The organism is Arthrobacter sp. R4 (assembly GCF_051365025.1).
In the GTDB taxonomy this organism is placed as follows: Bacteria; Actinomycetota; Actinomycetes; order Actinomycetales; family Micrococcaceae; genus Arthrobacter.
Genome location: NZ_JBLWIJ010000024.1, coordinates 109,678 through 135,803, shown reverse-complemented (window position 1 = coordinate 135,803; position 26,126 = coordinate 109,678). Strand labels below are relative to the sequence as shown.

The following is a 26,126-nucleotide window of genomic DNA, read 5'->3' as shown; positions in this document are numbered from 1 at the left end:
CGCCGGGACCAGGCCCAACAGCCGGCCGCGCCAGCGGACGCCCATGATGGTGAGCCCTGGCGAACCGTCCTTTGAACCCGTCGCCCCGATATCCCACAGTAAGGATCCTGGGACCTGTCAGCCGCCGTCGGCACTGGTCAATGCTCCTGCAGCGGCGCTAACGGCGGTCCGCCGCCCGCAACCACCAGCCCAAGCCGGCCACCGGCGGCGGACCGCCAGCGGTGACCAGACCACATGGCCCGGCCACCGGCGCAGCCTATTCCACCCGGTCGTGAAGCGGAACGGCCCCATAGTGGCCAGCCGCGCGCCTGAACCGCGAGTCACTGCTAAAAATGAACGTCCCGCCAAACATGAACCACGGCGCCGGTTCCCCCTCGGCAGTCACGGGAACGGCGTGGATAGTGACGCCATCAAGTCCCTCACGGGCCACGAGCCGGACCGCTGGCCGTTCCTCGGACGCGGGAAATATTGGGTCAAGGCCGGGCCCGATAACGGTCACTTCCGTGACCTGGGCGGAGATTCCCCGGTTGGAAAAATCGATGCCCAAACTATCGCGGTAGATCAGGGCGATTATGCCTTTGGCGGTGGTGTCGTTGCTCATGATGTGGCTCCTTGGAAGTGGTGGGGTGCTGCGCCCCGACATAGCGGGGCGCAGCGCCTCGGGGTGGTTAGGCGAAAGCCGGGGCGTAGGGTGTGCGGTAGCGGCTTGGCAGTTCCGCCGCCGCCAGCGGCAGGTCTGCCGGACCGGTTGCCTGCCCGCACTTCCACGACGCGAAGGCCTCTTCGGTGATCGCATCCCACTGCCGGGCCTGGGTCCGGTAGTAGGTGGTTTTCACATCGCCCTCGCAGTAGCTGGCGACTCCGAACAACTCACCGGTGTTGTCCGTGGTGCGGGTGACCGCCACGATGACGTAGGGCCATTGGCCCACGTCCCAGCCATCGCACCCCCAGACGTTTACCGGCGCCCAGCCGTGCTGACCGATCAGGTCCATCCAGTCCCATCCGTCATTGACGTGGTAATCGCCAAGCACGACGGCGGCGGGAATGGTTTCGGCGGTGTCCGCCGTGGTGACAGCCTGTGTGGAAACTGCGCTCATGGTTTTTCGTCCTTTGCAGAGGATTTGGGTGGGTGGGGCGGCTTAGGTGACCGGCCAGCTCCCCTTCTCCCCCCGTTGTTTTTTGGCTGCTGGCGAAGCTTGCGGAGCTGTGGCCGACGGAGGCCTGTCTACCCTTTGGGCAAGGACCGTGGAATCTGCGGAGGAAATCAGCGACGCAGGAGCGCCGGAGCCGATTCAGCGGGCCGCAGGCCCCTGGAGGAACGACAGGGGCTAGACAGGCAGGAGCGGACACGTAGAATCCGAAGGACAGCAGCCAAAAAACGTCGTAGACACACAGGACCGGACACGGCGGAGCTCTGCGACGTCGAGGCCGGGCCCCACAGCCGGCCGCGCCAGCGGACGCCCTATCATCCTTTGTTTGACGCTCTCAGTGTCAGGGGGACACAAAATGGGCCTCAGAAGTCTCTTTCATCGAAAAGCAGTAACCACCACAAATGTGAGCCCTGTTCCGCTGGGCCCAGCTGGCCATAACGAACCCTTCTCGCCCGAACGCCAGGGGGACCTGCAGGAAGCCTGGGCTGAACTGACCGAGGCAGCCAGGAACTCGAAGGTAACCAGCTTCCACGCCTGCACCAGGACTGGCCGGCCTTGGACCGAAGACCCGGCCGCCGTCCGAGCCGTCGCTGCCACACTCCGTGAGTTCCCGGCCTCGGACAGCCACTAGACCACATAGCGCCAGCGATCCTCGGTACCAGCAACGTAAGCCATGCCACGAACGGGTTGTGCCCACTGGCGGGCAGGTGGAGCCCTCTGCGCAGCTCAAAGCTGTCCCCATTGGGTACAACCCGTTCGTTGTCAGACCCCTCCCCCATACTGAAAACCTGCGGCTTAATCGGCCGCTTTTTATTGGCGTGTCTATTCGAATATATGTTCTAAGGTTGTGTTATGGGACCGGAACAAGCCAGTGCGTTGCAGGCGCAGTACGCGCGGCGTGCCGGCCCGATCGGGCTGACCGTGGAAGAGCTCGATTTCGAGCACTTCCCGGCCAAGAACGGGTATCCGGGGATCCCGGTGAAGGCGTGGATCCGGTTCCCGAACTGCGCGGAGCTGGTCGACGGCGAGGTGTACGCCTGGACAGCGAAAGCCGCGGAAGTGACGTGGAACGACGGGCCGGTCGCGTACCGGACCTGGGTGTGGAGCTCGGCGGTAACCCGCCGGGAAGAAATGATGAACAGGAATTTGGGAGAGCGGACCAGCCGTGACAGCAACAGCAAGTGAAACAGCCCTGGACATCCCCGTGGATGTCCGGTTCACCCCTGCCGGGCACCCTCTGGCCGTGAGGTACAACGGCCGCATATGGGCCGTTATGGCCGATCCGGTCCACTGGTTCGACCGGCAGTCCTGGTGGGACACCAGACGCACGGCAGCAGTGGGCAGTGGTGACATGGTGAGCGTCGAATACTGGCGGGTCCAGGTTGGCCTGGCGTCGAACTCCGCGCTGCGGACCTTCACGCTGCGCCGTGATCCGCTCTCCAGCCAGTGGCTCCTGGAATCCATCGCCGATGGCTATTAGGCAACGGTGAAACCCGACAACGAACCGATCAGCGATCAGATATGGGAGGCCATCAGGGCGGAATTTGCCCTGCCTTCCCTGGGGCAGGTCAGTAACCGCCTGTCTGAGCTCATGGAAGATCCGGAGCCGGTGATGCAGCAGCTGGTCCGCGTCTTTGTTGATGAGGGGACCTTCTGCCCGGGATTCCAGTTCCTCGCTGGCGGACAGCTCCACCCGACGGTGGTAGACCTTTTCAAACGGGCGATGGAACTGAAAATCCCCCACAACTACTTCACGGTCTGGATGGTTACACCGTCGGTCGGCCTCGGTGGGTCCCGCCCCGTTGACCTCCTGGACGGCCGCCCGCAGCCTTTGCTTCGTGCCTTGGAAGCCCTCGGCAGGCAACAGTTACCTGCGGCGAACCGGTCGCGTAGCGTTGGGGCATGAGTCTTCTCTACGACGACCCCGGCCTCGCCGCGGTCGTGCTGACGCGGATCGCGGCCGAAGAATCAGAAGGTCCTAGCGAAATGACTGGCCGCATGAGCGAATACGTCGCGGACTTGGCGGAACGCAACGGCCCCACCGCCGCGACAGAGCTGGCAATCGCACTGGCCCGTCAGCATTTCATCGCCCTGGACACCCTGGCCAGAGAGCTGAACATCTCGGCGGGGCACCTGCTGGATGCATTGGAAGTGGAGCTGCTGGAAAGTATCGATGACGGAAGTTAAGCGCCCCGCCCCGCATCCGGAATGGGTGCAGATGTACCGGCAAGGTATCTCCTCGCCGAAGATCGCTGCCGCAGCAGGCGTAGCCACAAGCACCGTCCGCTACCACCTGCACATCGCAGCCCAGGCAGACCCATCCATCCGGGACGAACATCGGGCGGCGGCAGGCGCACCGGTCCAGCCTTCCGCCGCCGGGCTGCGGAACATGGAAAACATCATCGCCCTCTATAAAACGGAGGGCAGACTCCCCTCATTCAAGGCCAAATCCCCCGGGGAACGGGCACTGGCAGTGTGGCTCCAGCGACGGCGCCAAGACGCCGACAGGGGCGCCCTCTCCCCCATCTACAGGGAAGGCCTAAAGACAATACTCGGCTGGGACCAACAGCCGGACCGCAAAGCCAAAGATGAAGCACGCTGGCACCAACGCCTGGCCGAGCTGAAGGACTACATGGCAGCCAGCAACGACTGGCCCCGGCACAAAAAGACCGAGACCGAGCAGGAACGGACCCTGGGCATCTGGCTACACACCCAACGGATGAAACACCGACGCCGCGAACTGGACCAGGACAAAGAAACGCAGCTGAACAATGCGCTTCCCGCCTGGCGGGCCGGCAGGGTGCGCGGACGCAAACCCAGCGCATAAATCCTGTTAGCTTGCATTGCACCACTGTGCCCGACCAAAGGCACACCTCGAGAACAGAGCTCGGGCTCCGCCCCTGTGTCGAACCCTCCACACGACGAGACCCCGCCAGTCGTAAACAAGCCCCCTGCCTGCACCGGACTGCCTATCGAACTAGTTGACACACTGTAAACTTCCGTCATGACAACCGCTGTGGGCTCATCGAATCCAAGAGTGCCTCGGGCACGTCTTCCGCGGGATAAGCGAGGGCAGCAGTTGCTCGACGTCGCTGAACATTTGTTTGCAGATCGAGGGTTCAAAGACACTTCCATGGAAGATGTCGCACGCGCGGCAGGTGTCACGCGCACCGTGGTCTATGGTCATTTCGCCACCAAGGAGGCCATTTTTATAGCCTGCGTACACCGTGCGCGGTCCGATCTGGAGCATCGCCTCCGTGAACTTGTGCGCGCAGGCAATCAGGTGTTGATGAGTGAAGCCTTTGAGCAGGTGGCTGACGTGTTTTTCCAGATATTAGAGACAGATCCGGGCCGTTGGGCGATGCTGTACAGCACGGGTCCCGGCTTGTCAGAGGACGTCGTCAACCATGTGGCCACTCTCCGTTTGGATACTGTGAACCGCGTCGCTGATGTGATCGGTCACTGTGTCACCGAAATGGAACCTGACAGAATCAACGCCTACGCGCATGCTGTCAGTGGCGTCACTGAGCAGTTAGGGAACTGGTGGCTTGCAAATCCAGCTGCGTCCCGCGGCCGTGTAGTGGCCCTGTGCCGCGACTTCATCATGGATGGCTTCAGTCCTTGGACGGATAGTAACCGCGGGCCCGAAAGTCTGTCGGAATCACATTCAGCAGCCAATACTCACGTTGCATTCTCGAACGCTGCTGATGAGGCCGGCCCCAGGCGTGCAGTCGATAGAGTGAGGGAATTATGAATGACGAGATCCCCTCACTCTTTGATGTGGAAGCGCCTGCCAACACTTCAATGCCCCAAGATCCTCTGCCGGTTCGATCCGAACAAGTTGCACAAATCAGGGAAGAGTTTGAGCGAGCAGGCATCACGGGCCAGGTTCAGCGCAAGGAAATCGTTGAATCTGTTACTTTTCGCTCGGTAGCGAGTCTCCGTGACCTTCAGGCAATTGAGGCTCACCGCATCTTGAAGGTAATCAAGAGCATGCAGACATCCAAGCCGAACCCCAAGGGATCGGCATGGGATAACCGTGAAGAAGATACTTGGATCGACAAGCTGTAAGCCACCCTGGGCCTGGCCTTTGCGTGCGCGACTACTTCACGCCGGCAGAGGCATTGCAATATTTTTCGTTACTAGCGCGAGTCGATTCTTGGAGCACCATCAAGAAGGGCTATCTTGATGACGTGACTTTCTCAGAGAACGCCCGCCTGATTCCCACCGGCACCTGCTGGTGCGGTTGCGGGGATCAAGTTGGTCTTGGAGCTTTCTTCGCGCGGGGCCACGACAAGGTTGCGGAAGCTGCGCTCCTCGCGGCCAAGTACGGTGGCTCCGTGGCACAGATGCTGCATGGACACGGCTTTGGGGACATCCACTCCGTTACCGCCGAGGCAGTTGAAAAGGGACACTGGGAACGATGCACGCATGACGGATGCCGTTATGTCGGTGCCCCCAATAGCGTTCGATCCCATCGAGAAAAGGCACGGCACTAGATGGAAGCGCGTGCAGACACCGTGAATGCTGGGGTTTTATGCTCAGAGGGTAACGTCTCCGTTGCCGGCATCTCAGCACCAACGGAGCCGGCGACGGACCCAATACTTAGCCCGCTGAGGCACCTTGACGCTAACGAGATCAGCGCGCGGGTGCGCCGTGAAGTGCGGAACCGGGAAGTTCATCTCCCCCCCGTCAGCACCTACCGCTGGTGGGCACGTAGAACGGAATCCGTAAACGGATCCATCATCGATGCAGTCAGCCGCGATCATTCTGGGCGCATGGTCGTGAGTGATCCATTTGCCGGAGGCGGAGTGATCCCCCTGGCTGCCGTGATGCGTGGGCATAAGGTTTACGCCCAGGACCTGAACCCTTGGGCTGCTACTGGCCTGGCGACCATGCTGGGCCTCCCCGACCCAGATGACCTCCGCGCTGGCATTGCCGCACTGACCCAACGTGTCGTCACTCCTGTGCAGGCTGCCTACGGCACTCTGCTGTCAGATGGATCATTGGGCCAGATATCGCATACGTTTCGTGTCGCCGTGGGCAAATGCAGTGCCTGCGGCGTCTCGCAAAGGCTCTTTCCACACGCCCTAGTGAGTCTCCTTAGCCGTGTGGAACGAAACAAACCCGAGGCGTTCCTCGCCTGCCCGAACGGTCATCTCTTTAAAGGAGTGCGTACTGGCCTCCAGAATTGCCTGACGTGTTCAGCAGCCACAGACCCCTCTGCCGCGTACACGCCCCGGCGCATTGTCACCTGCCCATGCGGCCGTCAGGACCGCTTAGAGGCGCGCGCTTCAGGAGGATTCGACTGGGAAGTTGTCCTGGTCGAGCGCGCCGGCAATGGCCGCCGCGAGCTAGGCCTCCCCAGCGCGGGAGAACTCGATGCTGCGCGGGCGGAGTACGCGAATCCCACTAGTAACCTCGGGATCATCCCGGTGGGCCAAGAAACGTCCGTGCTGCTTCGTCATGGCTTCACTCAATGGGAAGATCTCTACCCTCGGCGCCAGCGCGCCATGGTCGAGAAACTGCTGCATCTCACTGAGGAGTGCTCCAAAGACCAAGCGGTAGTCGCGGCCCTGAGACTTGCCGTTCTTGGTTCCACAGAGATGGCTGGCCACCTCTCACGGTGGGATCGTTATTACCTAAAAAGCTACGAATCCATGGCCGGGCACAGATTCAATTTCACTACCCTGGCTGCAGAACCGAATGTGTGGGGAACGACCGTTAGCGGCAGAGGAACAACGCTGCGTCGATTAATTCAGCTCGTTAAAGCAGCGGAGTGGCTTCAGCAAAAAACCAGCCGCCGTCTGCAAGTTCACGGCCCGGTGGCTGCTGCTTCCGCTTCCGTCCAACCGCTAATTGGCGAGGACGTAGACGGAAATCCATTAGACCGGCCAGATGCTCTCGTTGTTGTTGGAAGCTCTCAGCGTCAGCTCTTACCCAGTGGTTCAGTGGATCTTGTCCTGACGGATCCGCCATATCACGACGACGTGCACTACGGGGAGCTCTCCCTGCCGTTGCAGGCATGGGCTGGCCTTTCTCAGCCTGACCTGACGGCAGACGCAGTGGTCAACCGCGTCACTGGCCAACTTGTCGCGGATGGAAGCTATGAGGCACTCTTGGCTTCCATTTTCCGCGAGTCAACGCGTCTTCTTCGTGACGACGGGCATCTCATTTTCAGTTATGCCAACCGTGACCCACGCGCCTGGGTGCAGCTCTTTGATGCCCTGCAAAGCGCCGGCTTACGGGCAGCCGGATGCACGATCGTTCATAGCGAAAATGAAACCGACCATGCAAAGCGCGGAGTGCGCGCCTGTACGTTGGATCTGTTGCTCGACCTGGTACCTCTGTCGTCCCTTCCCGTGTCTCAACATCAGCCCACCCAAGAACCAGGAGCAGAGCAGGAATTCCTCGCTGTCGTCGCTTCCTACGCTTTGCGGATAGGCGAGCTTAGCGGCACTTGGCAGGACGACTTCATTACCGAGGCCAGCGACACCGAATTCCTCCGTCCTCAGGCACGGGCGAAAAAGGTTCCCAACGGTAAATAAGCTCGCTTGGGTCGCCGCTACCGGACCCCGTTCTCCGACCGATTATCAAGGGGCAACCCCGGGGTAAAATCTGTGATCGCAATACTCAGTCGCACATTTGTCCAGCGTCCTTGAGTCGAGATGTCTCTGGGTAGGTGAGCTACGAGATGAACTGCTGGGCACCACCCTATTAGATCCAGATTGTCGTCCTTGTCTCGGCTAACGGCCACCAGGGACCATGCAGGATCGCGCCCAGCGACAGTGGCTTCGTTCCTGGAAAGAAAGAATTCCACGCGTCCAGTGGATGCTTTACCTGTTGTTTTGATTTCCATACGGTGGCGTTGACCTGTGGTGTCCGGACTTGTGACGTCGTAGCCAAGTTGGTCACTTCGGAGGCTGACTCGACGTACTGTTCCAGCAAGGTCTGGGCGATCCCGCTGTTGAAGGTGTTCTCGGCATAGCTGGACGACGAATTCTTCACCCAACGACCCTTTTTCAGCGAGAAGTGCTGCGTCTAGGGTCCGTCCCAGGGTAAGTAGGATGGCTTCTCGTCTCGCCGCATCGGCAAGGAGCTGAGCTAAGGCGTTTTGATCTGCCTCTGGCACATTTTCCCAACGCACCTCGTCGTCCACTACCGCTGCGTAAAGCCACAAAGGCGGCTCTCTCAGAAGGAGTTCTTGCAATAAAAGCTCAGCGGCGACATCGTCGGGGAGCTGGCAGATTTCGTTGAGTTCGGGGGTAGGTATGTGATTCGAAGGCGTGGTTCTAACCAGGCCTGCACGTTCTAACAACCGGTGACCGGCCTGCAAGTCCTGGGAACGATAGAGCCCGCCTGTTGCCAACCGGTCGTAGCTGACCAGGAGCGACTCGGATGAATTGCCGGCGGTGTCCAGTACCCGGCCAGCAAGCAGGGCGGCCTGGAGTTGAAAGGCCGTGGGCGTGGAGCGGGTGGCCGTCTGGTCCGCCCCCGGATTGCTTGTAATCATCCCTCCCCTCGGAGATGGGCGAAGAGGGCGGCCATATCCTCAACTGTGTCGATTGCCGGCCCGTAATCCTCATCGGATGGCAGCGCCATGGTGCTAAGGTCGGGGTCGTCGAGCATTTCGCCGAGGCGCTCTGCTTTCCCCCTAATCCGCTCGTCGATGACTTCATCGACAGTTCCACGCGTGAGCAGGAATGTGATTCGGGTTTCCTGATCGGGACTGAGCCCTAGCCTGTGAATCCGGTCAATGCTCTGTAAATACTGGCCGGCATTGAATGAACGTTCCAAGTAGATAGCGTCGTGGCAGACCTGGTGGAGGCTCACGCCTTCGCTCATGGCGGCAGGATTGGCCAGAAGCACGCTGCAGTTGGGGTCTGTGCGAAAGCGGGCGAGCTCGCTTTCGCGTGTACGATCAGCCGTTGGATCTGCGAATTCGGACGGGATGCCGCCGTAAATGAGCGCTGGCTGATGCACGGCGAGCATCCGTTCCAGTGCTTTCAGGTTGCGTACGAAGTTACTCCATACGAGCGTCTTCCTCCCCTGTGCTGCGTTGTCTGCGATCATCTGGGCGAGTTGTTTGAACTTCGCTGGCGTCTCGTATTGGTTGTACTGCTGGAGGAGGCTCCACAGCGCACTGTCGGGTGGAACGTCCAAGGGGGGATGACGGAAACTTGGGTCGTCTTCCGCTCCAGATCCCGCGGCCAAAAGCTGGGGATTGGTGGCCGCTTCAAGCAGATAGATCACAATTTCGCCCATTTTTGCGAATGTCGCCCGCTCCGCCATATTGACCCGTAGGCTGCCGGCGTACCGGTCCCGCAGCGCCTCATATATCTGTCCCTGGAGTGGGTCGAGCTCCACTTCGACCACGCTCATTATCGGCTTTTGCAGGCCCAGTTCGCTCTTGCGTGTGCGGACAAACAACGGGGAGATGGCGGCAGCAATCTGTGCCCCTGAGTCGGGAGGAGGAGGGGTAGACAGGGCGTCCTGCGGCAATATTTTGCGGGCTTGTCCGGGCCACAGGTAATCCATCAGAGCCACCAAGTCCTGTGGGCTTTGAGGTGCTGGCGTACCCGTCAAGATGTCACGGCGTGCGGCGTGGAAAGCAATATTCAGGCATGCACTGCCAAATGCTCCATCCCAGCCGCGTTTCATCCGGTGGGCTTCGTCCAAAAGGACCAGCGTGGGCCTTTCATTCACCCAGCGAGACAACGCTTCGTAGCGGCTGCCAAGGCGGTGATAGTTCACGATGACTACTTCCGCACCGTGCGGAACAGATTCGACGAAGGGGGCCACCACCGGCTGCTCAGATTCTTCAAAGCACGCGGACACTTCAGTCTGCCAGGCGTCGAAAGCCGACAATGGCGCTACCACCAGCATTTGCTGCACCCTGCCGGCGGCCCGTTCGGCCTCGTAAACAGCGTATGCGACCGTGGTCTTGCCGGCACCGGGGACAGAAAAGTTTGCCCCGTTGGCGATTGAGAGTAGTTGTCCCAGGTCTCGGACCTGGAATGGGCGCAGTTCTCGGGTAAAGCGACCACCAGTTAGCCGCTCCTGGACTTCCGCTGCTCCCAAAGGCTCGGGATTGGCGAGTGAACCCTGCAGCAGCCTGCGTTGGGCATGAGTTTGCTCAATAAGTGCCCTCAGCTCGTCCTGCCAACTGATTCCTACGTTGTAGCGTGTGCAGGCTGCGCGGAGCCACGCCATCCGTGAAAGCAGACGCTCCAGTGGCAGGGTTATTTGCTGTCCCGGCCGTGGACCGTCAGAGCCCCACTCCCCTATGAGCTGAAGCCAAAATCCTTGGGCTACTTCTCCGATTCGGCTCGCCCGTACGGTTGGAGGCGAACCGACCAAATCGAGTCCAAGAGTGGGCTCAGGCACGCGTGTTCTCGAGATCTGCATCGCCAGGTAGGTCATCACCCTCAGTTTCGTTGGCGAAACCGGTAGACATGGAAAAGTTCGTGGCAGCCCTCTGATAATCCGCGACTGCTCTCAAGAAATCAGTTTGACTAAAACCGGGCCTCTTGTTCACCTCGGCGTAGGCGACTGTAGCGCTGTCCAGGGCTTTCGCTGCCTCCTTAAGGTGCACCATGGGTGCAGTAAGACGGTCAAGCCTGCGGGTGTCCCGCCTCTTATTCTCAATTGCGGTTGTCAAGGCTCCGTGCACACCTGAAACGACGACGTCGCGAGGCAAATTCACCATGGTGCCGTCTTCCTTCGGAACACTTATGTGTTCCGCCGGCTTGGTCTGAGCAAGCAACGTGTAAATTCCGGACAAACTGAATCCACTGTTCAGGGACTGATCGTCTGCCTCATCGCCAAGCAAGTCCAGTCCCTCCGGGACGCCCTCATCCTCGGAAGTAGCGACTTCCAATAGCGCATCAAGATGGGGAGCCAATATCGCGTCCTCTTCAAGGGCGGGCCCTACATAGTCGTCCAGAAGGACGGCGTCGACATCACGAAGGTTCCTGTATCCAATGTCTGCGATCATCCCGGCCAGCTGCGCATCCCTGATCCGTGCGGCTTGCTCGGGCTTGGTGTTCTTGAGCTTCTGGTAATCCTGATCAATTTCGAGCAGCGACTGCCGCTTGTCATCAAAGTAGAGGAGATTGAGTGCACCTCCGCTCATAGCCAGGACTTCGCGAATCAGGCTGAGAAGTCGGAGCTCTCCGTTGACGAGGTCCACCGCTTTTTTGATGTCCGCGCGGCTGTCGGTGAGCTCCGACTGCAGCGCGAGACCGATTTCCGCGGTGGTGTAGTTGCCACTATTTACGAGGTCCTCAATGAACAAAAGCTGGCTGGTGAAGCTATAGGGCTGCTTAACCTCCTGTTCCATCTGGAGACGGAGTTCGAGCTCCGTTATCTCCTTAGGCCCTGCATCTTCGGGGAGAACAACGACCTTGACGTACTTCTTGCGCAGTTCCCGCAGGGCCACAACGCGTGTGTTGGCATTGACCAACACGCCACCGGTGGTCAGGACACCGGCGTCGAGCTGGCCGTCATTTGCAATTGCATTTTTGATCCGCTCATAACCAGCCGTTTCCCGCAGGAGTCGAGCGATAATATCCTGAGCCTGCGTCCCGTAAGGATCCGACTCGACGAGGTCCTGCTCCGTCTGCGGGAGTGACTGCAGCTGAGCCTTGATACGGTGGCTGTCGCGGCTGAGGAGGACCACATCAACGTCGACGCTGGCAACCGGCAAAATCAGCTGCCCCGTCTTCCACCTAATAGATTCAGAGGTGCCGTTTCCGGCCTTCGATGCCGCGTCTGCTGATTGAACAGCGGCCTGAATCGCCTGCTTGCGTGCTTCGATTGTCATGGTGGTCGTCATTACCGCTCCTCAAGTGGATTACTGACCTCAATGGTGTCACTGGTGACTGACATTTCTGCCGCCAGCACAGCTAGCTCCTGGAGCGTGTGTTCCGTGTAGATCCGGCCACCGAAGGCGCGAACCAGTTTGTCGCTTTCGCTTCGGTCCGCCCAGCCGGTTCCCACCAAGACCAGGGCTGCGGGGAGGGCGAACGATTCCGGGAGACTAAGAAACGTCGCTGCCGTTTTGCGAGCCGTTCCGCCATCGCGGGCGATAGCAACCAACACCGCACAGACAGGTCTGCCGTCAGGACCTTTGGTGACCAGAGAGAGTTGCCCAGGTGCTTTTTTCCCGGATCTTACGGCTTGAGCAGCAAGAAATGCTCGCGGAACTGCTCCAGGACCTTCCACAGACCAGTAGGAAACCCCAGCTTCGTTAAGCGCAGTGAGGACATTGATTACTATTAGCCGGCTTATTTCTGTATTTGTTCTATTGCGGTGGGCACTCCAAGCGCTCCCCACATCCCGCTGCGCAAGGAGTGTCCCGTAGCTGACGCCGTCGCGGTATAGGGCGTCCACAGCCGACCAGCTGGTGGCGCCTTCCAACAGAAGTTCCAGAGGACGGGCGCCAACTGCTCCAGTCAGCTGAGGCTCTACTTGCCCCCTGACAATCTCATCGATGATGGCAAAGGCGCACCGGATTTGGCTGGATTGCCAGGGCCCGGTTGATTCGCCGGGAAGACTGGATCCCCTGGTACTGGCCCGGTCCCTGAGATCCCGCCAGCTTAGTCCTGTGACGAGGGCCAAGGCTTCAATCACGAGTGTGTTGCTTGCTTGGGCTGCCCCCACAGCCTGGGGGGTTATTCCGGATAAGGAGCCGGTGGGAGTCCGCCTCGCGACCTCCGCTAAAGCTTCCTGATAGCGGTGGGGCGCCACGATTGTTTCAGTTAAGACCAAGTCGGCGCTTGTATCTAAAGTACTGCGCAACACCTGCCTAGCCACGGCGCGAAGAGCTGCCTCGGCACCTGGAACAGCGGCGTCTGCAGCATGCACCAATGCGGTCAGCAATCGGTGTGTGATCCCCCCTGTCAGGGGGCGCTGTTCGGCAATCCAATTTAAGGCGTCTTGGAGGTTAGGAAGCGGCGTCGCTGCTACCAACAAAGCCTGTTGTTCTTGGGAGAGTGGAGTCGGTGACATGTGTTTTTATTTTGCCGATGGCACGACGATCTAGGTCTCGTATCCACAGGGGTTCATCGAACCTCAGCAAACCCCCATCCCCTTTGTCGGCCGTAGGCCATCCTGTTACGTTCTAGCCGATACTAGCGCGACAGCGTAGGGCAGATGCACTTTGAGGTGTTGCTGCTCTCAAGTGCCCAGCCAACACACTTTTCCGCTCTTCCTGCTTTGCATGCTGAGCTCAACCACACTCGGGATCCTGTGCGCGCAAACCCAACGGAAGACCAAGGTGTCAGAGGAGGTTGTTAGGGTGAGCCCAAGAGGCCATCCCCTCACGTAACCGCGAGGAATAGGAGCAACTGAATGCCACCTGCTGAATCTCATTTGCTCTCGCTGGAACTGATACCGCGAACTGTTTTTGGAGAGAATCTCCGCAACCGGCTGACGTGGTCACAGTGGGAGATGTGCAAGAAGTTCGCTAAGGAATCTTCAGCTGGCGTATGTAGTGTGTGTGGCGGAGTCGGCGCTAAGGGCCGTGTAGATTGCCACGAGCGTTGGGAGTGGATCGAGGACGGGGACCTCCATGTTCAACGACTCGTAGGGCTCGTTGCCCTGTGCCCGCGGTGTCACAGCGCGAAACACTTCGGCCGTGCACAGATGATGGGTTACGCCGACGATGCCATTGACCAGCTGATGAAAGTCAACGGTTGGTCAGTGGAAGAGCTGAATGACCACCTCATGGCCGCTAGAGATCAGTGGCTGGAGCGAAGCATCCATGAGTGGACGCTGGACTTCGCGTGGCTGTCGGCAACTCTTGGAATCGCACCCGGGCCGCCACAGGAGACGGAGTTCTCCGCACTGCGGTCCGCCCAACCACCTACCGAGGTTCCTGCTGCGGCGGTTTCAACCGCCGAACACCTCAAACAAGTAGAAGAGGAATTGGTTCATCTCCGGGAGCAGCTCAAGCAGGCCCGCTACCGAGTGAAGTACGCGGAGACCTGGAAGACCAAGATCACGGTCCCAGAGGCAGGGGAACAGAGCTTGGCACAAGCCGTTGCCGAAGCTAAAGAGACGACGAAGCTTGTGCGAAACCACAAAGCTCTCGCGGATCAACTAACCGAGCAGCTGAAGCGCGAAAGGAACGTGGCGAGGGCCGCGAAGCGGCTGGCCAAAAAGGCTGTACCCGGAAGGACTCGCGGTGAGATCGGATAAGCACCGGCCTCGTCTCCAATAGGCTCACGCCATGACTTCCATACTGACGGTGAATGCAAGAGCGGATCTCGGACTCCTTTCCGCCCGGTCTGCCTATCAAATGCGAACAGACCAGTTCGGTCGCTTTATCCGTGCCCACCATGCTCTGTTGGAGGAAGAACTCGCCTTAGCTGGTGTCATTTACGGGGAACTGGGCCCTGCACTGGTTCCATCCACCAAGCGACATGAGATGGCTCTCCTGTTCAACGTGGACCTCGTAGACGACCCCGGCTACGGCGAAGCCATTACACGAATGTTCCTCCCCCTCCTGGGTAAGGAAGCTACGCTCAGCGTGATGGTAGGAGATATCCTCCTGGCGCCTGTGGCAACGCGCGAACTGGCTCTCTACAGTGGGTTCGTTGGTAGCCCTTCTCTTGACTGGGGTCAGCAGTACATCTATTGCGTATATCTGAATAATCTGGCCGAAGTCCAGCGTGAAGCCCTTCACCAAGAGCTCTGCGCCTATCCCTCTTACCTCGGCTATGTCCCCACGACGTATGGGTCGGACTTTCGGGACCTTGCCGGATCCTTGCTGGGGACATCCTTCATCAAGAACAAGAGACGGATCATCGTGGACCACGGCGGCGACGAACCTATGGTCAGCAACTCGAACGAAACCGGCCTCCCGTTCGAAGAACACGGATTCAAAATAGTGAGCGTCAACAACGTACTTTTCGGGCCGCTCCTCAGCTACAAGATTCAGACGGAGCTAATTCCTCACTACAGAGAAGACGTGCTCGTCTCTCTCAACGCGATTTCAGACACGCCGCTCCCCCTTGAAGGGTTCGAAATCCTCATACCCGAAGCTAAATTCGGCTACCTCACCACAGCAAAGGGGAAAATACTAAAGATCGCCGGCATCCATGATCACTCGCGCGAAGAATTGGCCTCAGTCCTCCGCAACCACCTTGAGCATGACTACATCTACCGACTTCAACACAACCAGGATGAGACAGTGCAGTTCACTCTTGTCCTTGAACTGCCCCGCGACGGTGCACATCCCGTCAAAGTTGCCGTCGGACTCAAATACTTTCCTGAGAAGCAGGCCTTGAGCTTGGTTACATTGACGTAGCGGCAGGGCTGTTGTCCCAGTTCAATGGACTTTGGCCAACCTCATCCTCCGGTCTTTGCCCGCCGAGGTGCCACCCAACGATGTCCATTGCCCGCAGCGGAGTGATAGCCGGACCGGAAGCCAATGCCGCTATCTCGAGCCACTGGTCCATCTGGTCAACCAGATCATGACGGATTGCGGGCAGAAGCAACATCGAAAAGTCCTTCCAGCTGCGGTCTTTCGCGCGTGGAATTTTTCCGTTCCGCATGTAGCAGACGCGAATGTTCTCGTCATACAACGGAATCAGCTCCGGCCTCTTACGATGGAGAACCTTCGAGAGTTTGGTCAGGCTCACTTGGTTCGGCTTGTAGTCGTCAAGGATTCCGAAGAGGCGGGCCAAGGCCTCCAACGTGGGCTGCTTAGCATCGGCCAATGTGCCGCTCAGCGCCGGATCTGCAAGCCGCGCGTTCAGGACCGGAAGCAGCGCTTCCATGCTGTAGTAGGTGGCCACTGGCCTCTGGTGGGCATGCAGCAAAGACACCGCCAGCAGATCTGCACGCCCGACGTCAGATCCCGGATGGCCAGGATAAGCATCATAGGCAGGGTAGGCCCACAGCCCTCCTTCGTTAGCCAAATAGCGTGCGGCGAAGGCCAAAGCCCGCTTGAACTCGATCCGTTCCCCACCTACGTGCAAATACTGCGTCATGAAGGTCATCCTAGGCGAGTGCAGATTTGGCCCGTCGACGCGTGATCTCGTATTCCCCAGTCTTCGAAAGGCATCACCAGTACTGTCGATAGGGTGAGTAAAGTTCATCCTGTGCCTCTTCGTCTCGCTCCTTTCGCCCGCCCATCTATTCCGTCAGACCCTGCAGCAGCTCTCAAGCAAGTGCTGGATATCGGGGTGACTTGGGGTGACTCGTCCGAGTCGTTGCCCGCTCTACACACATCTGGCTCGCTGATGGACGTGGTTTAGTGGCCTCTGTCAACGAAACCGTGGGAGCAATCGTTCAAGCTCCCAGCTGGGATCAACGGGTTGCCCAGATCAGGCTAGTATCGCAGCGTCATGGAACAGCGGAGCATTCACGTATATTTGCTGAAGTCGCCCGCGAGGCATATGTTCCGCATCTGGCCCCAGATTTTGCGTACATCCATGAAGCACCTTTTTATGAAGCGCCGTATTTCCGTGAAGCGTATGCTGCGGCAGCCACAGCAACGAGCAGCTTTACAGTCGTTGACGAAACTACGCTTTCGACGACGATAACCGATGATCCTCGAACACTCCTGGTCTTCCGGACTATTCTCGGCCTGGCAAAAACGGAGTTCGCGCAGGCTACAGTTCTCGTGGCCGAAGCAACTAACGGGGGAGGTGTGTCTGCAGGCAAGATCGACTCCATGGAACGCAATGGAGCGCCCGCCACACCTGCTCAGGCAACGACTATTGCTAAGACGTTGACTCAAATCATGGACGGATCCTTGTTTGGTGATCCAGGAGGAGGACTGCGCTCCAAACAAGCCAAGATCGATACGGAAAACGGCTGGTCTTCTGCAAGCAACCTGGCGACAACCGGTGTGCCATACGCAGATTTCCTTCACCAGCGGCACTACGGGGGCGCATATCGACAGGTTCTGGATGCGACGTCAACTAAGCGCGGCAATCTCATCGAGGACGCCGTCGAGCAGCTCTTTCTAAGCGCTGGCGTCCCGTACCTACGCACTGGGGCACACGACCAAGCCGAAATAGCTCGGAGATTTGAACTTCAGGTACAACCCGCGCCGGATTTCGTGATTTTCGATGACTCGGGCAGCCTACGGGGAATCCTCGAATGCAAACTTGTGAACGACGGCGGAACCGCCCGAGACAAGGCCCTTCGTTTTGAGCGACTTCGAGGAGAATCAATTCGACTTGGCGGAATCCCCTTGTTTGCCGTCCTCAGCGGAATGGGGTGGACACGCGTCAATGACACTCTTGGTCCCGTGGTTCGTGACACTGAGGGGCGGGTTTTCACTCTTGCGACCCTCGACCAAATGCTCACCGTCGCTCCTCTTCCCACGCTGGTGAATACCCATGACAACGGCTGATACGGGAAATTAGTTCAAAACCATTCACCCTACGGTGCGACTTGCTGGAGAGCCGGGAGTCCCCTGCCGGCTGACGGCCAACGGCCCAGCGCTGCTACCGCACCAGGTGTCCCCACTTTTTTGGAAATGAGACCCCGTCCAGCGGGCCTCTCAAAACGATCAGTGTCGGACGTCCGCGATAGGGTCACACCATGTCCCTTACGAGCCACCTCAGCAGCAAGGAATCGCCGATCCGGCAATTCATCTACGAGAGTGCCCCGCAGCTCGCACTAGCTGGAACCCGAGGTCACCGGGGCCGCGCGGTGGCCTCGTCATTCGGCTTCGACGAGCTCATTACGTTAGAAGCTCGTCTCCCCATTCCCGAAGCGGTGAAGGACCGTCAGAGCCACGCCATCGTGGCAGGCATGGCTCTCGACTATCGCATTCGGATGGAGCTGCCCGGCTTCAACTTCGTGGACACGATGGCTCAAAGAGGGCTCGACCTTCTTGCTGCCGATCCGAGCGTCGTCCATAGGGGAAAGCACATCCACAAGGTGCTGGAGCAGGCCGTAGGCTTCGCTTATCTCACATGGAAGGAGCGGGACAGCCACCCGCTGAGCCTCGCCAGGGCGTCAGTTTATCTCGCTTGGTGCGAGAGTATCGCACGGATAGGGCCGCATGAGGCACTTTCAGGTGAACTGGGCCGACGGATCAAGCGAGCCAAAAACGCCGTCGACCTCATGATGAGCATCGACGACTCGCTGGTCGTCGATATCGCAGTCATGCGAGACGCGGTCGGGCCGCTCCTGGATGAGTGGAACCGCGGCATCGAGTCGGGCGACGACTACGTGCCCAACCCGCATTTCCTCGCAAGCGTGGCAGTAGGAGGGGCAGACGCTGATTGGGCTGTCGGTGACTTGCTCGTGGAACTAAAGACGCGGGAGGAGATCACTAGCCCCTGGATCAGGGACACGCTGTTCCAGCTGCTTGGCTATGCACTCCTCGACCTCGACGATTCACTGGGCATTCGCAGGCTCGGCATCCTGCTTCCCAGGCAGCCCTACTTCGCGGTCTGGACTCTCGACGAGCTCCTCGGCGAGGACGCGAGTGAGGCGCTCCCGATTCTCCGAGCGGATTTTGCCGTCCTGCTGACCGATAATGGGTAACTGCCGCTAGCCACGCCCGCCCTGACGGATGCAGGTTCGTCGAGGTCAGGGCGAGCTTTGGCTGGGTTGACGCGAACGTCCGTCGAAGTCCCCTGCACCGACCGCCTATTCTTAGAAATCAGTGGCGTCAGACGACACTTCCGGCTCATCGCCGGATTTCAATATCCTGGGGGAACAATTTCAAACGACCATCGCGAGCCAGGCTGGTACGCCGCAAGTCCTCGCAGTAATCTCGCTTATCACTGGTCGGGCGAGTCCTGGTCCAATCCCGTGCCCCGAAGTGAATTCGGCCCGAACGTGAGCATCACCATCGACCCGACAACTGGGGGTCCCGTCGCCGCCCCACGTCAGGCCGCGCAGAAACGGCTGGAGATGAGCCCTGGCGTCGGCTGCCTGCTGGCACTCATTGCTCTCGCCGTCATCATCGCTTTGATCACGTGGGTGTCCTCATCCTTCTCCCCGCAGAACAATCCACAGAAAACCGAGGAGAACGGACTGGCCACCTGCAAGGAACTGATCAGCAAACAGAAGAACGGCGGCGGCAACCAGACGGTGCAGGGAAGCGTCCTCGCCGGTGATCTATACAAGGCCACGATTGCTGATGCGGGGTTCTCCAAGGTCTATCGCTGGACATGCCGGCTTGAGTGGTCCGGCGGCCAGTGGACCACCGACATTCTCGAAAGCCACCAGATCCAGTAAGGCCAGGCGAAACTCCATCCTCCTTCCAGCGTCCCACATCCTTGGCTGTGGAACGGTCCTGGTGGGACAGTCCCCCGCTGTGCCGCGCTGACACGCTAGCGGGACTGATCGTTGACCCAACAACGGACCGTCTCCCGGTTCTTGTGGACCAGCACCCGCGGCACGTGGACACACAGGCTGTGAGCTTATGCAATCGACCTCCAGCCATAGGAGTATGAGGCATGACCATCATGGGGGGCGCCGCAAGGGATCTGGAACAGAAGCTTTCGCGTTGGGGAATCGCGCCGACGATTAGTCACGCAATTGGTCAGGTCGCATACGTTGCAAGGCGGAATCGTGCGGGCTGGATTCCTGACCCGATCGTCGGCATGGCCGAAGTGACATGGATAGCTGATCATTACCAAAAGCTTCTCCAGCACGCAGACTCTCAACAGACGGAAGAGCTTGCACTTACACTTTGCCGGCGGATATTCGGCGACTCGGAGGGGGTTCGCCTGTATTCGGCGGCCGTTGGAGCGTCACTCAGTCCGGGACGACTGGCGCAGGACGTGAACGACCTCCGCGCAAAAATTGATCATGCATTAACGCATTTCAACACCATCGACATGAACTTCGTCGGTGACAACGGGGTCTCCGTGCCAGCCGTGAAATTCGTGGGTTCGGTTGAGAAGTTAGAAGGCTTCATCCTCGGCGGCGGCGGAATGATGGGCTTCTTCGCGGATAGCCACAGCCACTGGGAAGACGAGACGCCTGCCGCACCCATCATTTATCCGCTGGCCAGTCTTGTCGGCTGTGCCATAAGTGTTCCCGCCAGCATTTACGTCCTAAAGGGACTGGATCGGCTTGAATTCTATGAACCGACCAAGGATTTTCATGCCAGTCTCGGCTTCAAGGACTTACTGCCTCCCTTGAAAATTGCTATCCTCTTTGACCACCTCCAAGAGGATCAACGACACGAGAGAGCGAATGATATTCAGCAGCTTATGTATCTGCTGAACAAGGGCCTCTCTCAGCGGGGAATGTAGACCCAAACGGTCTATTCGGGCCAAGAGGAACAGGCCTACCCTTCCAGGGTTCACTGTCCCACTTCCTTGGAAACGGGACCTCCCAGGACACTCCCCCGCCGGCCTAGAATCGCGCGGTGAGGATCGCGGTATGGCTCCATGTAGCTGCCTGCCCGGCGGGCTTGACGAGCTCCCGGCCATTGATGCGCACAGTGTTGACCCGAGTCGGTTCCGGAAGGGAGCAGGTGCTGGATGTTGCCCCTTAGGCCGGATTCACGCGCTGGGATGACGTCGGTTAGTCCAGCCTTGGATGATCAGCTGCAAAACTCGTGCGGTGACGAATAGGGCCATGCTCGTCAACACCAAGAGACCGGATACACCCAATCCCAACGAGCCGAAATATAAGCGGCCTAGGAGGTCACCACCCCGCACGAAATACTCCGCTGCTGTGGCCCCGATCCCGAGAATGAACATTCCGGCCAAGACAATCCAAAGAATGTTCATTCCGTGAAATAGTCTTCTGGCCCCCCGGTCCCCTGTTGTCATATCCACAGCTGTCCCCTTCCGTTGATGATGAGCATTGCCCCAGCGCAGATCGGACGGGATTCCCCTGACTGCCCGCCAGAGAACTGAGCGGCTGACGGCCTTGGGGGGAAGCCCTGCGCGGCAGCCGGCGGCGTACTGTTCGTGCAGGTCAGATATCAGCTCATCGCGCCGGCAGTTGGCAGCTTCTGACTGGACATACTTCGTGTAGATGTTTACCCACCACATAACCGCCTTGGCGCTCCAACAGGATGGGAGCTCTCCCGGCCCTGTCACGGCCGTACCGGCTTGAAGGATGGTGGAGCCACGATTCGCACGGGGGCGCCGGTCCTGGAAGCGGCTGCCAACGCACCTCTGCCATTGTTCGTAATGCTGTACAGGCGGCGGCGAGGCCGGCCCTGGCTTTCCGCGATCTCCGGGCTCTCCCAGTGCGATTTCAAAAGGCCCGCTTCCGTCATCCGAGCCAACGCCTTGTAGAGAGTGCCGTGGGCCGTCAGCTTTTTCCCCCCTTGAACCGACAGTGCACTTGCAACGGAAAAGCCGTACGCTTCACTGCCAGCCGCCCCCATGTCCTCAATGATCGACAAGATGCGTAGCTCTAACGGGAGGAGCGTCCCCGGCTTTCTTCGACCCATGACTAGAGAATAGGAAGATAGCTTCTTATAGTCAATGCTTGGCAACATCATGAGCCGACCTCCTGCTATCGGTCAGCACTCTTGACTGTTTCCGCCAGCAGGGCAGCTATTGATTTCGATGTCGAATCGTTGTGCAAATTGAGTGTCCATGCAACACCGGTTAGGACCTCTTTTGCGACCGACACTCTTGGGTGCGCGCCGTCGAAGAGCGCCAACACCACTCGATTCCTGTAGAGCGTCCACAGCACATCTGCGTGTTCGTCGCAGGTGGGTGTCATCGTTGGAGTCACCAGCTGGGCAAGAACAACTTTGGCGAACGGATCGTGGTGCGGTGCGGACGCAACTGTTCTCTCCCCGCAGCCCGCAAGTGGGCATTGTTCTGCAGAACTCATCTTCATGCTCCTTCTCTGTAGTTCGTTATCTTCTACAGTTCCGTCCCTGCGGGCTGTTAAGTGGGACGGAGGCTATTTCTGCGTAGGCGCGCTCATCTCTAACGCACGGAGTTCCGATCAGGGTGTCCCAGTTCCTTAGATCTGGGATGTCCTTTCACGCTGATGACTACTCAGAAGGCTTCATCAAAGGAATCCGGCCCCTACCTGGATTCTGCCTTGCAGCCGTCTTTCGTTAGGAATTTTCACGAGGTTATTTTGCTACGCCGCGAGAGTCTTACCTAGGACGCAGCCTTAAGCCCTCTCGCGATACTCAGCTCGGCACTTGTCGTAATAGTCATCATCGAGTGATGCTAGGAAATGGACGGCGTCGCCGGACCATACGTGGCTTGCCGCGTTGCTGTGCTTCCACGCGTACTTCGCCTCGTCCTTCAGGTTTTCTTTCCAGCACACGGCTTGATAGTCGTAGCTATTCAAGGGACGCCCTTCACGTCGGTCGTTGACCCTTACCAGTAGCTCTTTCATGTTGTAGGGGTGAGTCTTGTTGGGGTCGGTCTTCCGCACCACAACTTGCCCGTCTCCCGTCGGGGAGATGGCTACGACAAGGTCCGCACTCGTCATTTTCTTCACGGACTGCATGTTGATGTCGTAGATCGTGGCAACGCGCGACATTTCGCTGCCCGCCGCCTCCGCTTCGTCCATGTAACCTCGCAGCGCTTCGATGAACTGCCGCACTTCGGTAACCATGGTTGCGTTGCTGTCCGTGCGCATGAACCTCACGGCGTCCGCCGGCGCTGTCGCTCCAAGCGGCAGGAGCTGCCATGTCATGGAATCAGCGAGATCCTTGTTGAACTTGGCCAGCATGAAGTCCCGGTAGTTAAGGACATTTTGTTGCAGGAATGGGTAGATGATCGCCCCCAGGCCTTGGGCGTTGTAGAGATGAATGGCGCGATCCCGGTACTCCGAGAGGGCCTTCACGTTTGCTACTACGGCAGGACCATCAATGTGGGCGGGCCAGAGATTTTGCGCGGAGACTCTTCCAAGGCAGTCGTCGAGGGTGAGCGATCGGTACTGATCGCCTCGGTTCTTGGGGTAGAAGATAGTTTTACGGTTCTTCCGCAAGGTTGCCTTCAGCGCGAGTTCCCAGGCGTTCACCACAAGCATCACGGTGACCTCATCCCTGTAGGTCATACGCGGCTTGTTGTAGACCTCGACTGCACCCAATATTGCAGACAGCGAGTTATCCACCAACCGCCTCATGGATACATACGGCGCGCCCATTCGATCTACCTCCAGCATTCGACGCTGGATGAGATCCTGCGCGGTGATTGTCCTCCACCTCGGGACACTGTTCCCCACAGGCTACCTGCGCCTAGGGTGCGAAGGAGGAGAACTCAACGTGTCGATCCCTGGCAACATGGTCGGGCGGCCATCGTCCCACTTCCTTGGTTCTGTGGACACCTCGGGTGGAAAACTCCCCCGCAGAACGGATGACACTGGGCCAATGAGCTCGGCGTAATCTTCGTGTCTCACAAGTTGTACCAAAAGCCGCGTCGCAGTGATCGCGTACGAAACGAACTTATGCAACGCTCTGAACGATGGCTTGGGACTCCTGCGCTGGCTTGCCTGTTCGCGGCCCGAGGGCCCTGGTGAGGGTGGAAATGCTCACGCTGAGAGTCTCCGCGATCTCCTGCAGTTTCTTTCCCTGCCGCCTCAGGTCTCTGGCCGCCGCAAGTTTCGTCGCCGTCATCGCCGGCGGACGGCCCCCAAGTCGTCCCCTGGCTTTCGCGGCGGCTAACCCAGCCCTCGTGCGCTCGGACAACCGGGAGCGTTCGTACTCCGCCAGCGACGCGAACATGTCGAAGATCAGTTTCCCGTGTGCACTGGTCGTGTCCAGCCAGGGTTCAGCCAGCGACCGGAAGCCTATCCCCCGCTGCCCGAGTACTGTCACGATGTCGGACAGGTCCGCGGTGCTGCGCCCCAGCCTGGTCAGGTCGGTAACCACCAGGATGTTGCCCGGTTGAAGGTGTTCCAGACAGTCCTGCCAGCGCGCCCGTGCCTGCGTCGCACCTGAGGCATGCTCCATGAAGACTTTGATGGCACCAGCACCCACAAGCGCATCGACCTGCGCATCCAGGGCCTGGCCCCGCGTGCTGACTCGGGCGTAGCCAATCACATTCCGGCTCACATGGCCGCCTTTCAATCCTCGGGCGACGCATGATCGAAAAACACGTCAAAAACCCTCTTTCCCGTGTTCAAACCAGCTTTGATACCGGCAACGGGTGTCAGTTTCAGAAGTCGTCTGCACGGATGTCAGGAGTCCTCTGCACAAGCTGACCATCGAAAGTTGACGAGTCAGCTCCGGGTCTTCTCGCAGGTGGATCATTGCAACCAACCTGCTGGTTCGCACATCGTCAGGCAACGGGCAAGTAATTGGGTCTAGTTACTCAGTCGCTGTTTTTGTGGTTGCTTTGTATCGTTTCCATTTGAAGGCCCACGGTTCCCCCAAATCGGCGGGCCTTCGCCATACCCTGGATTGCCCGCCCGGGGCTGAAATCGTTGAGGACTCTTCCACGGACGTATTCCCATGAGGGGGAAGTTTAACGGCCCCGCCACCCGTTCGATACTTGGGCCTCTGCTAGTGATCCTTGGCATGATTCCTGCTGCGACGCAGCCAAATCAGAGGAAGCGGTCGCAGTGGTCGGGGTGCCGGGATCATACTGGTGGCATGAGCGATCGCGCGGATTTTCTGGACTGGGTAAGGACTACGCTGCACGATGCGGAACTGGCTATCCATAATGGTGACTCCGGTCCGCGCAGGGCGGTCTGGTCTCGTAACGATCCCGTGAGTGTTCTGGGCGCGTGGCGCAATGCCTCCGGACAGCAGGAATTGGACGCCTTGTTCACCGGCCTCGCCAGCCAGTTTTCCGACTGCACCTCGTACAGGTTTGAATTACTGGCCTATGACGTAGTGGGCGATATGGCCTTCACGGCGGGACTGGAACATACCTCGGCCTCAGTCGACGGGGAGCCGCGTAGCTACGTCCTGCGAGCCACTCAGATCTACCGCCGCGAGGACGGTGCATGGAAAGTCGCCCACCGTCACGGCGACACGGTGACCGGCTGAGGGCGGCGAGAAACACACTGGTCGAGTTCTCTAACGCGGCAGGTACTTTCGCCGGCGGAGCTATTGTGGCCCCGTCTCGTGGACCCGCCAGCCATCGATTGGCGTGTAGACCGCCAGAACAGAACCCTCACCAAAGGCAACACTTGACGCGTGTGCATGCCGCAAAACAGCTGAGGTGCACCGCAACCCCCGCAGGGCATCCTTAGCCCTGGCCAGAGCGTCACCAAAGCTGCCGCAATCGATACGAGAACGGCCAGAAGTCTGGTCGCTCACGTATTCAAGGAAGTACGCCATGCGCGGAGCATCGCACACCCATCAAGGGCTGGTACAGGGCCGTATGTCACTGTGGCTGGAGTTATCCCGCCACAAAGACGACCATCACACCACCGACCCGGAAACAGCGACGGCCGGCAGTGAGGACATGGATGGCGGGGACGCAGCCGCTATCCAGAACGATAACCGGCTCACTACCGCAGACCGCATGGACCTGATCGCCTATCAGGTCATCCCCGAAGAAGTTGACTAGGACACAGAGCATCCCAACGGCAAGCCCTAGAACCAGAGGAAAACGCTCTGGCCCCCTGGACGGGTGGTCGCGTGTCGGGCAACTATTACGGCGCACTCCTGTTTGCGTCTGAGTTCTCGCTAACGAAGGATTCCGAGAAAGCGGCGAATCGAGAACCCGGGGCTGATCGCTTATCGGAGGGGATCGACGTCCTGCCGCCGAATTTGGCTTGTGAGTTGCAGCGGTAAATGGCGTAGTTTTCGTAGCGGTAAATGGCGTGCAGGGCCTACCGCTTATCGCGCCTGGCGGCGCTGACGAGTCGGCGTCACTGGCGTCGTTCTCATGGAGCATGTCAGACTAATCGTCCGGAGCCGGTTGGGCGCGAATGATCCTGAAGCGATTGAGTCATTCGAGTGGGCGGTCGTGCACAAGTGGTTTGGATGGACCGAGATGTGCGGCGAGTACTCTCGTGGTGCCTGCGAATCAGGACGATCTCGGCAGATGTTGTCCTGATTCATGACCATCCACCAGCTTGCCATCGATAACTTGCGGGGCG

The 26,126-nt window shown here is 59.1% G+C and carries 29 protein-coding genes; 18 read left to right on the top strand and 11 right to left on the bottom strand.

What is annotated here, in order from left to right; genetic code table 11:
• Window positions 1-256 precede the first annotated feature (256 nt).
• Together ACLKOZ_RS16025 and ACLKOZ_RS16020 are read right to left on the bottom strand one after the other, a co-directional pair.
• The gene (locus ACLKOZ_RS16025; RefSeq protein ID WP_436476439.1) at window positions 257-601 is read right to left on the bottom strand and encodes a hypothetical protein; all 345 of its coding nucleotides are present in this window, start codon (window positions 599-601) and stop codon (window positions 257-259) included.
• A 67-nt stretch (window positions 602-668) separates the two neighbouring features.
• The gene (locus ACLKOZ_RS16020) at window positions 669-1,097 is read right to left on the bottom strand and encodes a hypothetical protein (protein ID WP_436476437.1); all 429 of its coding nucleotides are present in this window, start codon (window positions 1,095-1,097) and stop codon (window positions 669-671) included.
• Between the two features lie 457 nt (window positions 1,098-1,554).
• Between ACLKOZ_RS16020 and ACLKOZ_RS16015 the strand changes: the two genes are divergently transcribed.
• The 10 genes from ACLKOZ_RS16015 (at window position 1,555) to ACLKOZ_RS15970 (ending at window position 7,699) form a co-directional block, all read left to right on the top strand.
• The gene (locus ACLKOZ_RS16015; RefSeq protein WP_436476435.1) at window positions 1,555-1,782 is read left to right on the top strand and encodes a hypothetical protein; all 228 of its coding nucleotides are present in this window, start codon (window positions 1,555-1,557) and stop codon (window positions 1,780-1,782) included.
• 221 nt (window positions 1,783-2,003) lie between these two features.
• On the top strand, window positions 2,004-2,336 hold the full coding sequence (locus ACLKOZ_RS16010) for a hypothetical protein (RefSeq protein ID WP_436476434.1): 333 nt from the start codon (window positions 2,004-2,006) through the stop codon (window positions 2,334-2,336).
• Window positions 2,317-2,631: a hypothetical protein gene (locus ACLKOZ_RS16005; RefSeq protein ID WP_436476432.1), complete on the top strand. Its 315-nt coding sequence runs from the start codon at window positions 2,317-2,319 to the stop codon at window positions 2,629-2,631. The genes ACLKOZ_RS16010 and ACLKOZ_RS16005 overlap by 20 nt, the downstream gene beginning before the upstream one ends.
• A gap of 6 nt (window positions 2,632-2,637) precedes the next feature.
• Window positions 2,638-3,057 carry a hypothetical protein gene (locus ACLKOZ_RS16000; RefSeq protein WP_436476430.1) on the top strand — a complete coding sequence of 140 codons (420 nt, stop codon included), beginning with the start codon at window positions 2,638-2,640 and terminating at the stop codon, window positions 3,055-3,057.
• Window positions 3,054-3,338, top strand: a complete 285-nt coding sequence (locus tag ACLKOZ_RS15995) for a hypothetical protein (protein WP_436476428.1) — start codon at window positions 3,054-3,056, stop codon at window positions 3,336-3,338. Before ACLKOZ_RS16000 ends, ACLKOZ_RS15995 begins: the two co-directional genes overlap by 4 nt.
• Window positions 3,325-3,978, top strand: coding sequence for a Helicase associated domain protein (locus ACLKOZ_RS15990; RefSeq protein ID WP_436476426.1), 654 nt, complete (start codon window positions 3,325-3,327; stop codon window positions 3,976-3,978). Before ACLKOZ_RS15995 ends, ACLKOZ_RS15990 begins: the two co-directional genes overlap by 14 nt.
• 252 nt (window positions 3,979-4,230) lie before the next feature.
• Complete coding sequence (locus ACLKOZ_RS15985; protein ID WP_436476424.1) at window positions 4,231-4,905, top strand: TetR/AcrR family transcriptional regulator; 675 nt, start codon at window positions 4,231-4,233, stop codon at window positions 4,903-4,905.
• Window positions 4,902-5,222: a hypothetical protein gene (locus tag ACLKOZ_RS15980; protein ID WP_436476422.1), complete on the top strand. Its 321-nt coding sequence runs from the start codon at window positions 4,902-4,904 to the stop codon at window positions 5,220-5,222. Before ACLKOZ_RS15985 ends, ACLKOZ_RS15980 begins: the two co-directional genes overlap by 4 nt.
• A 23-nt stretch (window positions 5,223-5,245) precedes the next feature.
• Window positions 5,246-5,650, top strand: coding sequence for a hypothetical protein (locus ACLKOZ_RS15975; protein ID WP_436476420.1), 405 nt, complete (start codon window positions 5,246-5,248; stop codon window positions 5,648-5,650).
• 279 nt (window positions 5,651-5,929) lie between these two features.
• Window positions 5,930-7,699: a hypothetical protein gene (locus ACLKOZ_RS15970; RefSeq protein ID WP_436476418.1), complete on the top strand. Its 1,770-nt coding sequence runs from the start codon at window positions 5,930-5,932 to the stop codon at window positions 7,697-7,699.
• A gap of 17 nt (window positions 7,700-7,716) precedes the next feature.
• Here ACLKOZ_RS15970 and ACLKOZ_RS15965 read toward each other — a convergent pair whose 3' ends face one another.
• The 4 genes from ACLKOZ_RS15965 to ACLKOZ_RS15950 form a co-directional block, all read right to left on the bottom strand.
• The gene (locus ACLKOZ_RS15965) at window positions 7,717-8,664 is read right to left on the bottom strand and encodes a protein NO VEIN domain-containing protein (protein ID WP_436476416.1); all 948 of its coding nucleotides are present in this window, start codon (window positions 8,662-8,664) and stop codon (window positions 7,717-7,719) included.
• Window positions 8,661-10,364, bottom strand: a complete 1,704-nt coding sequence (locus tag ACLKOZ_RS15960) for a DEAD/DEAH box helicase (protein ID WP_436476414.1) — start codon at window positions 10,362-10,364, stop codon at window positions 8,661-8,663. The genes ACLKOZ_RS15965 and ACLKOZ_RS15960 overlap by 4 nt, the downstream gene beginning before the upstream one ends.
• A gap of 166 nt (window positions 10,365-10,530) precedes the next feature.
• Window positions 10,531-11,988 carry a hypothetical protein gene (locus ACLKOZ_RS15955; RefSeq protein ID WP_436476413.1) on the bottom strand — a complete coding sequence of 486 codons (1,458 nt, stop codon included), beginning with the start codon at window positions 11,986-11,988 and terminating at the stop codon, window positions 10,531-10,533.
• Entirely contained in the window at window positions 11,988-12,254 is a 267-nt protein-coding gene (locus ACLKOZ_RS15950; protein ID WP_436476411.1) for a hypothetical protein, read from the bottom strand. Before ACLKOZ_RS15950 ends, ACLKOZ_RS15955 begins: the two co-directional genes overlap by 1 nt.
• Before the next feature lie 1,251 nt (window positions 12,255-13,505).
• Here ACLKOZ_RS15950 and ACLKOZ_RS15945 point away from each other — a divergent pair.
• Both ACLKOZ_RS15945 and ACLKOZ_RS15940 read left to right on the top strand, forming a co-directional pair.
• The gene (locus ACLKOZ_RS15945) at window positions 13,506-14,354 is read left to right on the top strand and encodes a hypothetical protein (protein ID WP_436476409.1); all 849 of its coding nucleotides are present in this window, start codon (window positions 13,506-13,508) and stop codon (window positions 14,352-14,354) included.
• Between the two features lie 31 nt (window positions 14,355-14,385).
• Window positions 14,386-15,465, top strand: a complete 1,080-nt coding sequence (locus ACLKOZ_RS15940) for a hypothetical protein (protein WP_436476407.1) — start codon at window positions 14,386-14,388, stop codon at window positions 15,463-15,465.
• Here ACLKOZ_RS15940 and ACLKOZ_RS15935 read toward each other — a convergent pair.
• On the bottom strand, window positions 15,452-16,150 hold the full coding sequence (locus tag ACLKOZ_RS15935) for a DUF6308 family protein (RefSeq protein ID WP_436476406.1): 699 nt from the start codon (window positions 16,148-16,150) through the stop codon (window positions 15,452-15,454). The genes ACLKOZ_RS15940 and ACLKOZ_RS15935 overlap by 14 nt on opposite strands.
• Window positions 16,151-16,416: 266 nt before the next feature.
• Between ACLKOZ_RS15935 and ACLKOZ_RS15930 the strand changes: the two genes are divergently transcribed.
• From ACLKOZ_RS15930 to ACLKOZ_RS15915, 4 genes are all read left to right on the top strand, one after another.
• Window positions 16,417-17,523, top strand: coding sequence for a hypothetical protein (locus ACLKOZ_RS15930; RefSeq protein WP_436476404.1), 1,107 nt, complete (start codon window positions 16,417-16,419; stop codon window positions 17,521-17,523).
• Window positions 17,524-17,714: 191 nt separating this feature from the next.
• Window positions 17,715-18,668 (top strand): hypothetical protein, encoded by a 954-nt coding sequence (locus ACLKOZ_RS15925; protein WP_436476402.1) that lies wholly within the window; start codon window positions 17,715-17,717, stop codon window positions 18,666-18,668.
• Window positions 18,669-18,965: 297 nt separating this feature from the next.
• Window positions 18,966-19,367, top strand: a complete 402-nt coding sequence (locus ACLKOZ_RS15920) for a hypothetical protein (RefSeq protein ID WP_436476400.1) — start codon at window positions 18,966-18,968, stop codon at window positions 19,365-19,367.
• Window positions 19,368-19,588: 221 nt separating this feature from the next.
• Window positions 19,589-20,392: a hypothetical protein gene (locus tag ACLKOZ_RS15915; RefSeq protein WP_436476398.1), complete on the top strand. Its 804-nt coding sequence runs from the start codon at window positions 19,589-19,591 to the stop codon at window positions 20,390-20,392.
• Between the two features lie 794 nt (window positions 20,393-21,186).
• Here ACLKOZ_RS15915 and ACLKOZ_RS15910 read toward each other — a convergent pair.
• The 4 genes from ACLKOZ_RS15910 to ACLKOZ_RS15895 form a co-directional block, all read right to left on the bottom strand.
• Complete coding sequence (locus ACLKOZ_RS15910; protein WP_436476459.1) at window positions 21,187-21,483, bottom strand: PadR family transcriptional regulator; 297 nt, start codon at window positions 21,481-21,483, stop codon at window positions 21,187-21,189.
• 131 nt (window positions 21,484-21,614) lie between these two features.
• Window positions 21,615-21,941, bottom strand: coding sequence for a hypothetical protein (locus ACLKOZ_RS15905; RefSeq protein WP_436476396.1), 327 nt, complete (start codon window positions 21,939-21,941; stop codon window positions 21,615-21,617).
• A gap of 291 nt (window positions 21,942-22,232) precedes the next feature.
• Window positions 22,233-23,237, bottom strand: a complete 1,005-nt coding sequence (locus ACLKOZ_RS15900) for a DUF3644 domain-containing protein (protein ID WP_436476394.1) — start codon at window positions 23,235-23,237, stop codon at window positions 22,233-22,235.
• Window positions 23,238-23,517: 280 nt separating this feature from the next.
• Window positions 23,518-24,126, bottom strand: a complete 609-nt coding sequence (locus tag ACLKOZ_RS15895) for a recombinase family protein (RefSeq protein WP_436476392.1) — start codon at window positions 24,124-24,126, stop codon at window positions 23,518-23,520.
• Window positions 24,127-24,666: 540 nt separating this feature from the next.
• Between ACLKOZ_RS15895 and ACLKOZ_RS15890 the strand changes: the two genes are divergently transcribed.
• Both ACLKOZ_RS15890 and ACLKOZ_RS15885 read left to right on the top strand, forming a co-directional pair.
• Window positions 24,667-25,065 carry a nuclear transport factor 2 family protein gene (locus tag ACLKOZ_RS15890; RefSeq protein WP_436476390.1) on the top strand — a complete coding sequence of 133 codons (399 nt, stop codon included), beginning with the start codon at window positions 24,667-24,669 and terminating at the stop codon, window positions 25,063-25,065.
• Window positions 25,066-25,357: 292 nt separating this feature from the next.
• Entirely contained in the window at window positions 25,358-25,591 is a 234-nt protein-coding gene (locus ACLKOZ_RS15885) for a hypothetical protein (protein ID WP_436476388.1), read from the top strand.
• The last annotated feature ends 535 nt before the right edge of the window (window positions 25,592-26,126 follow it).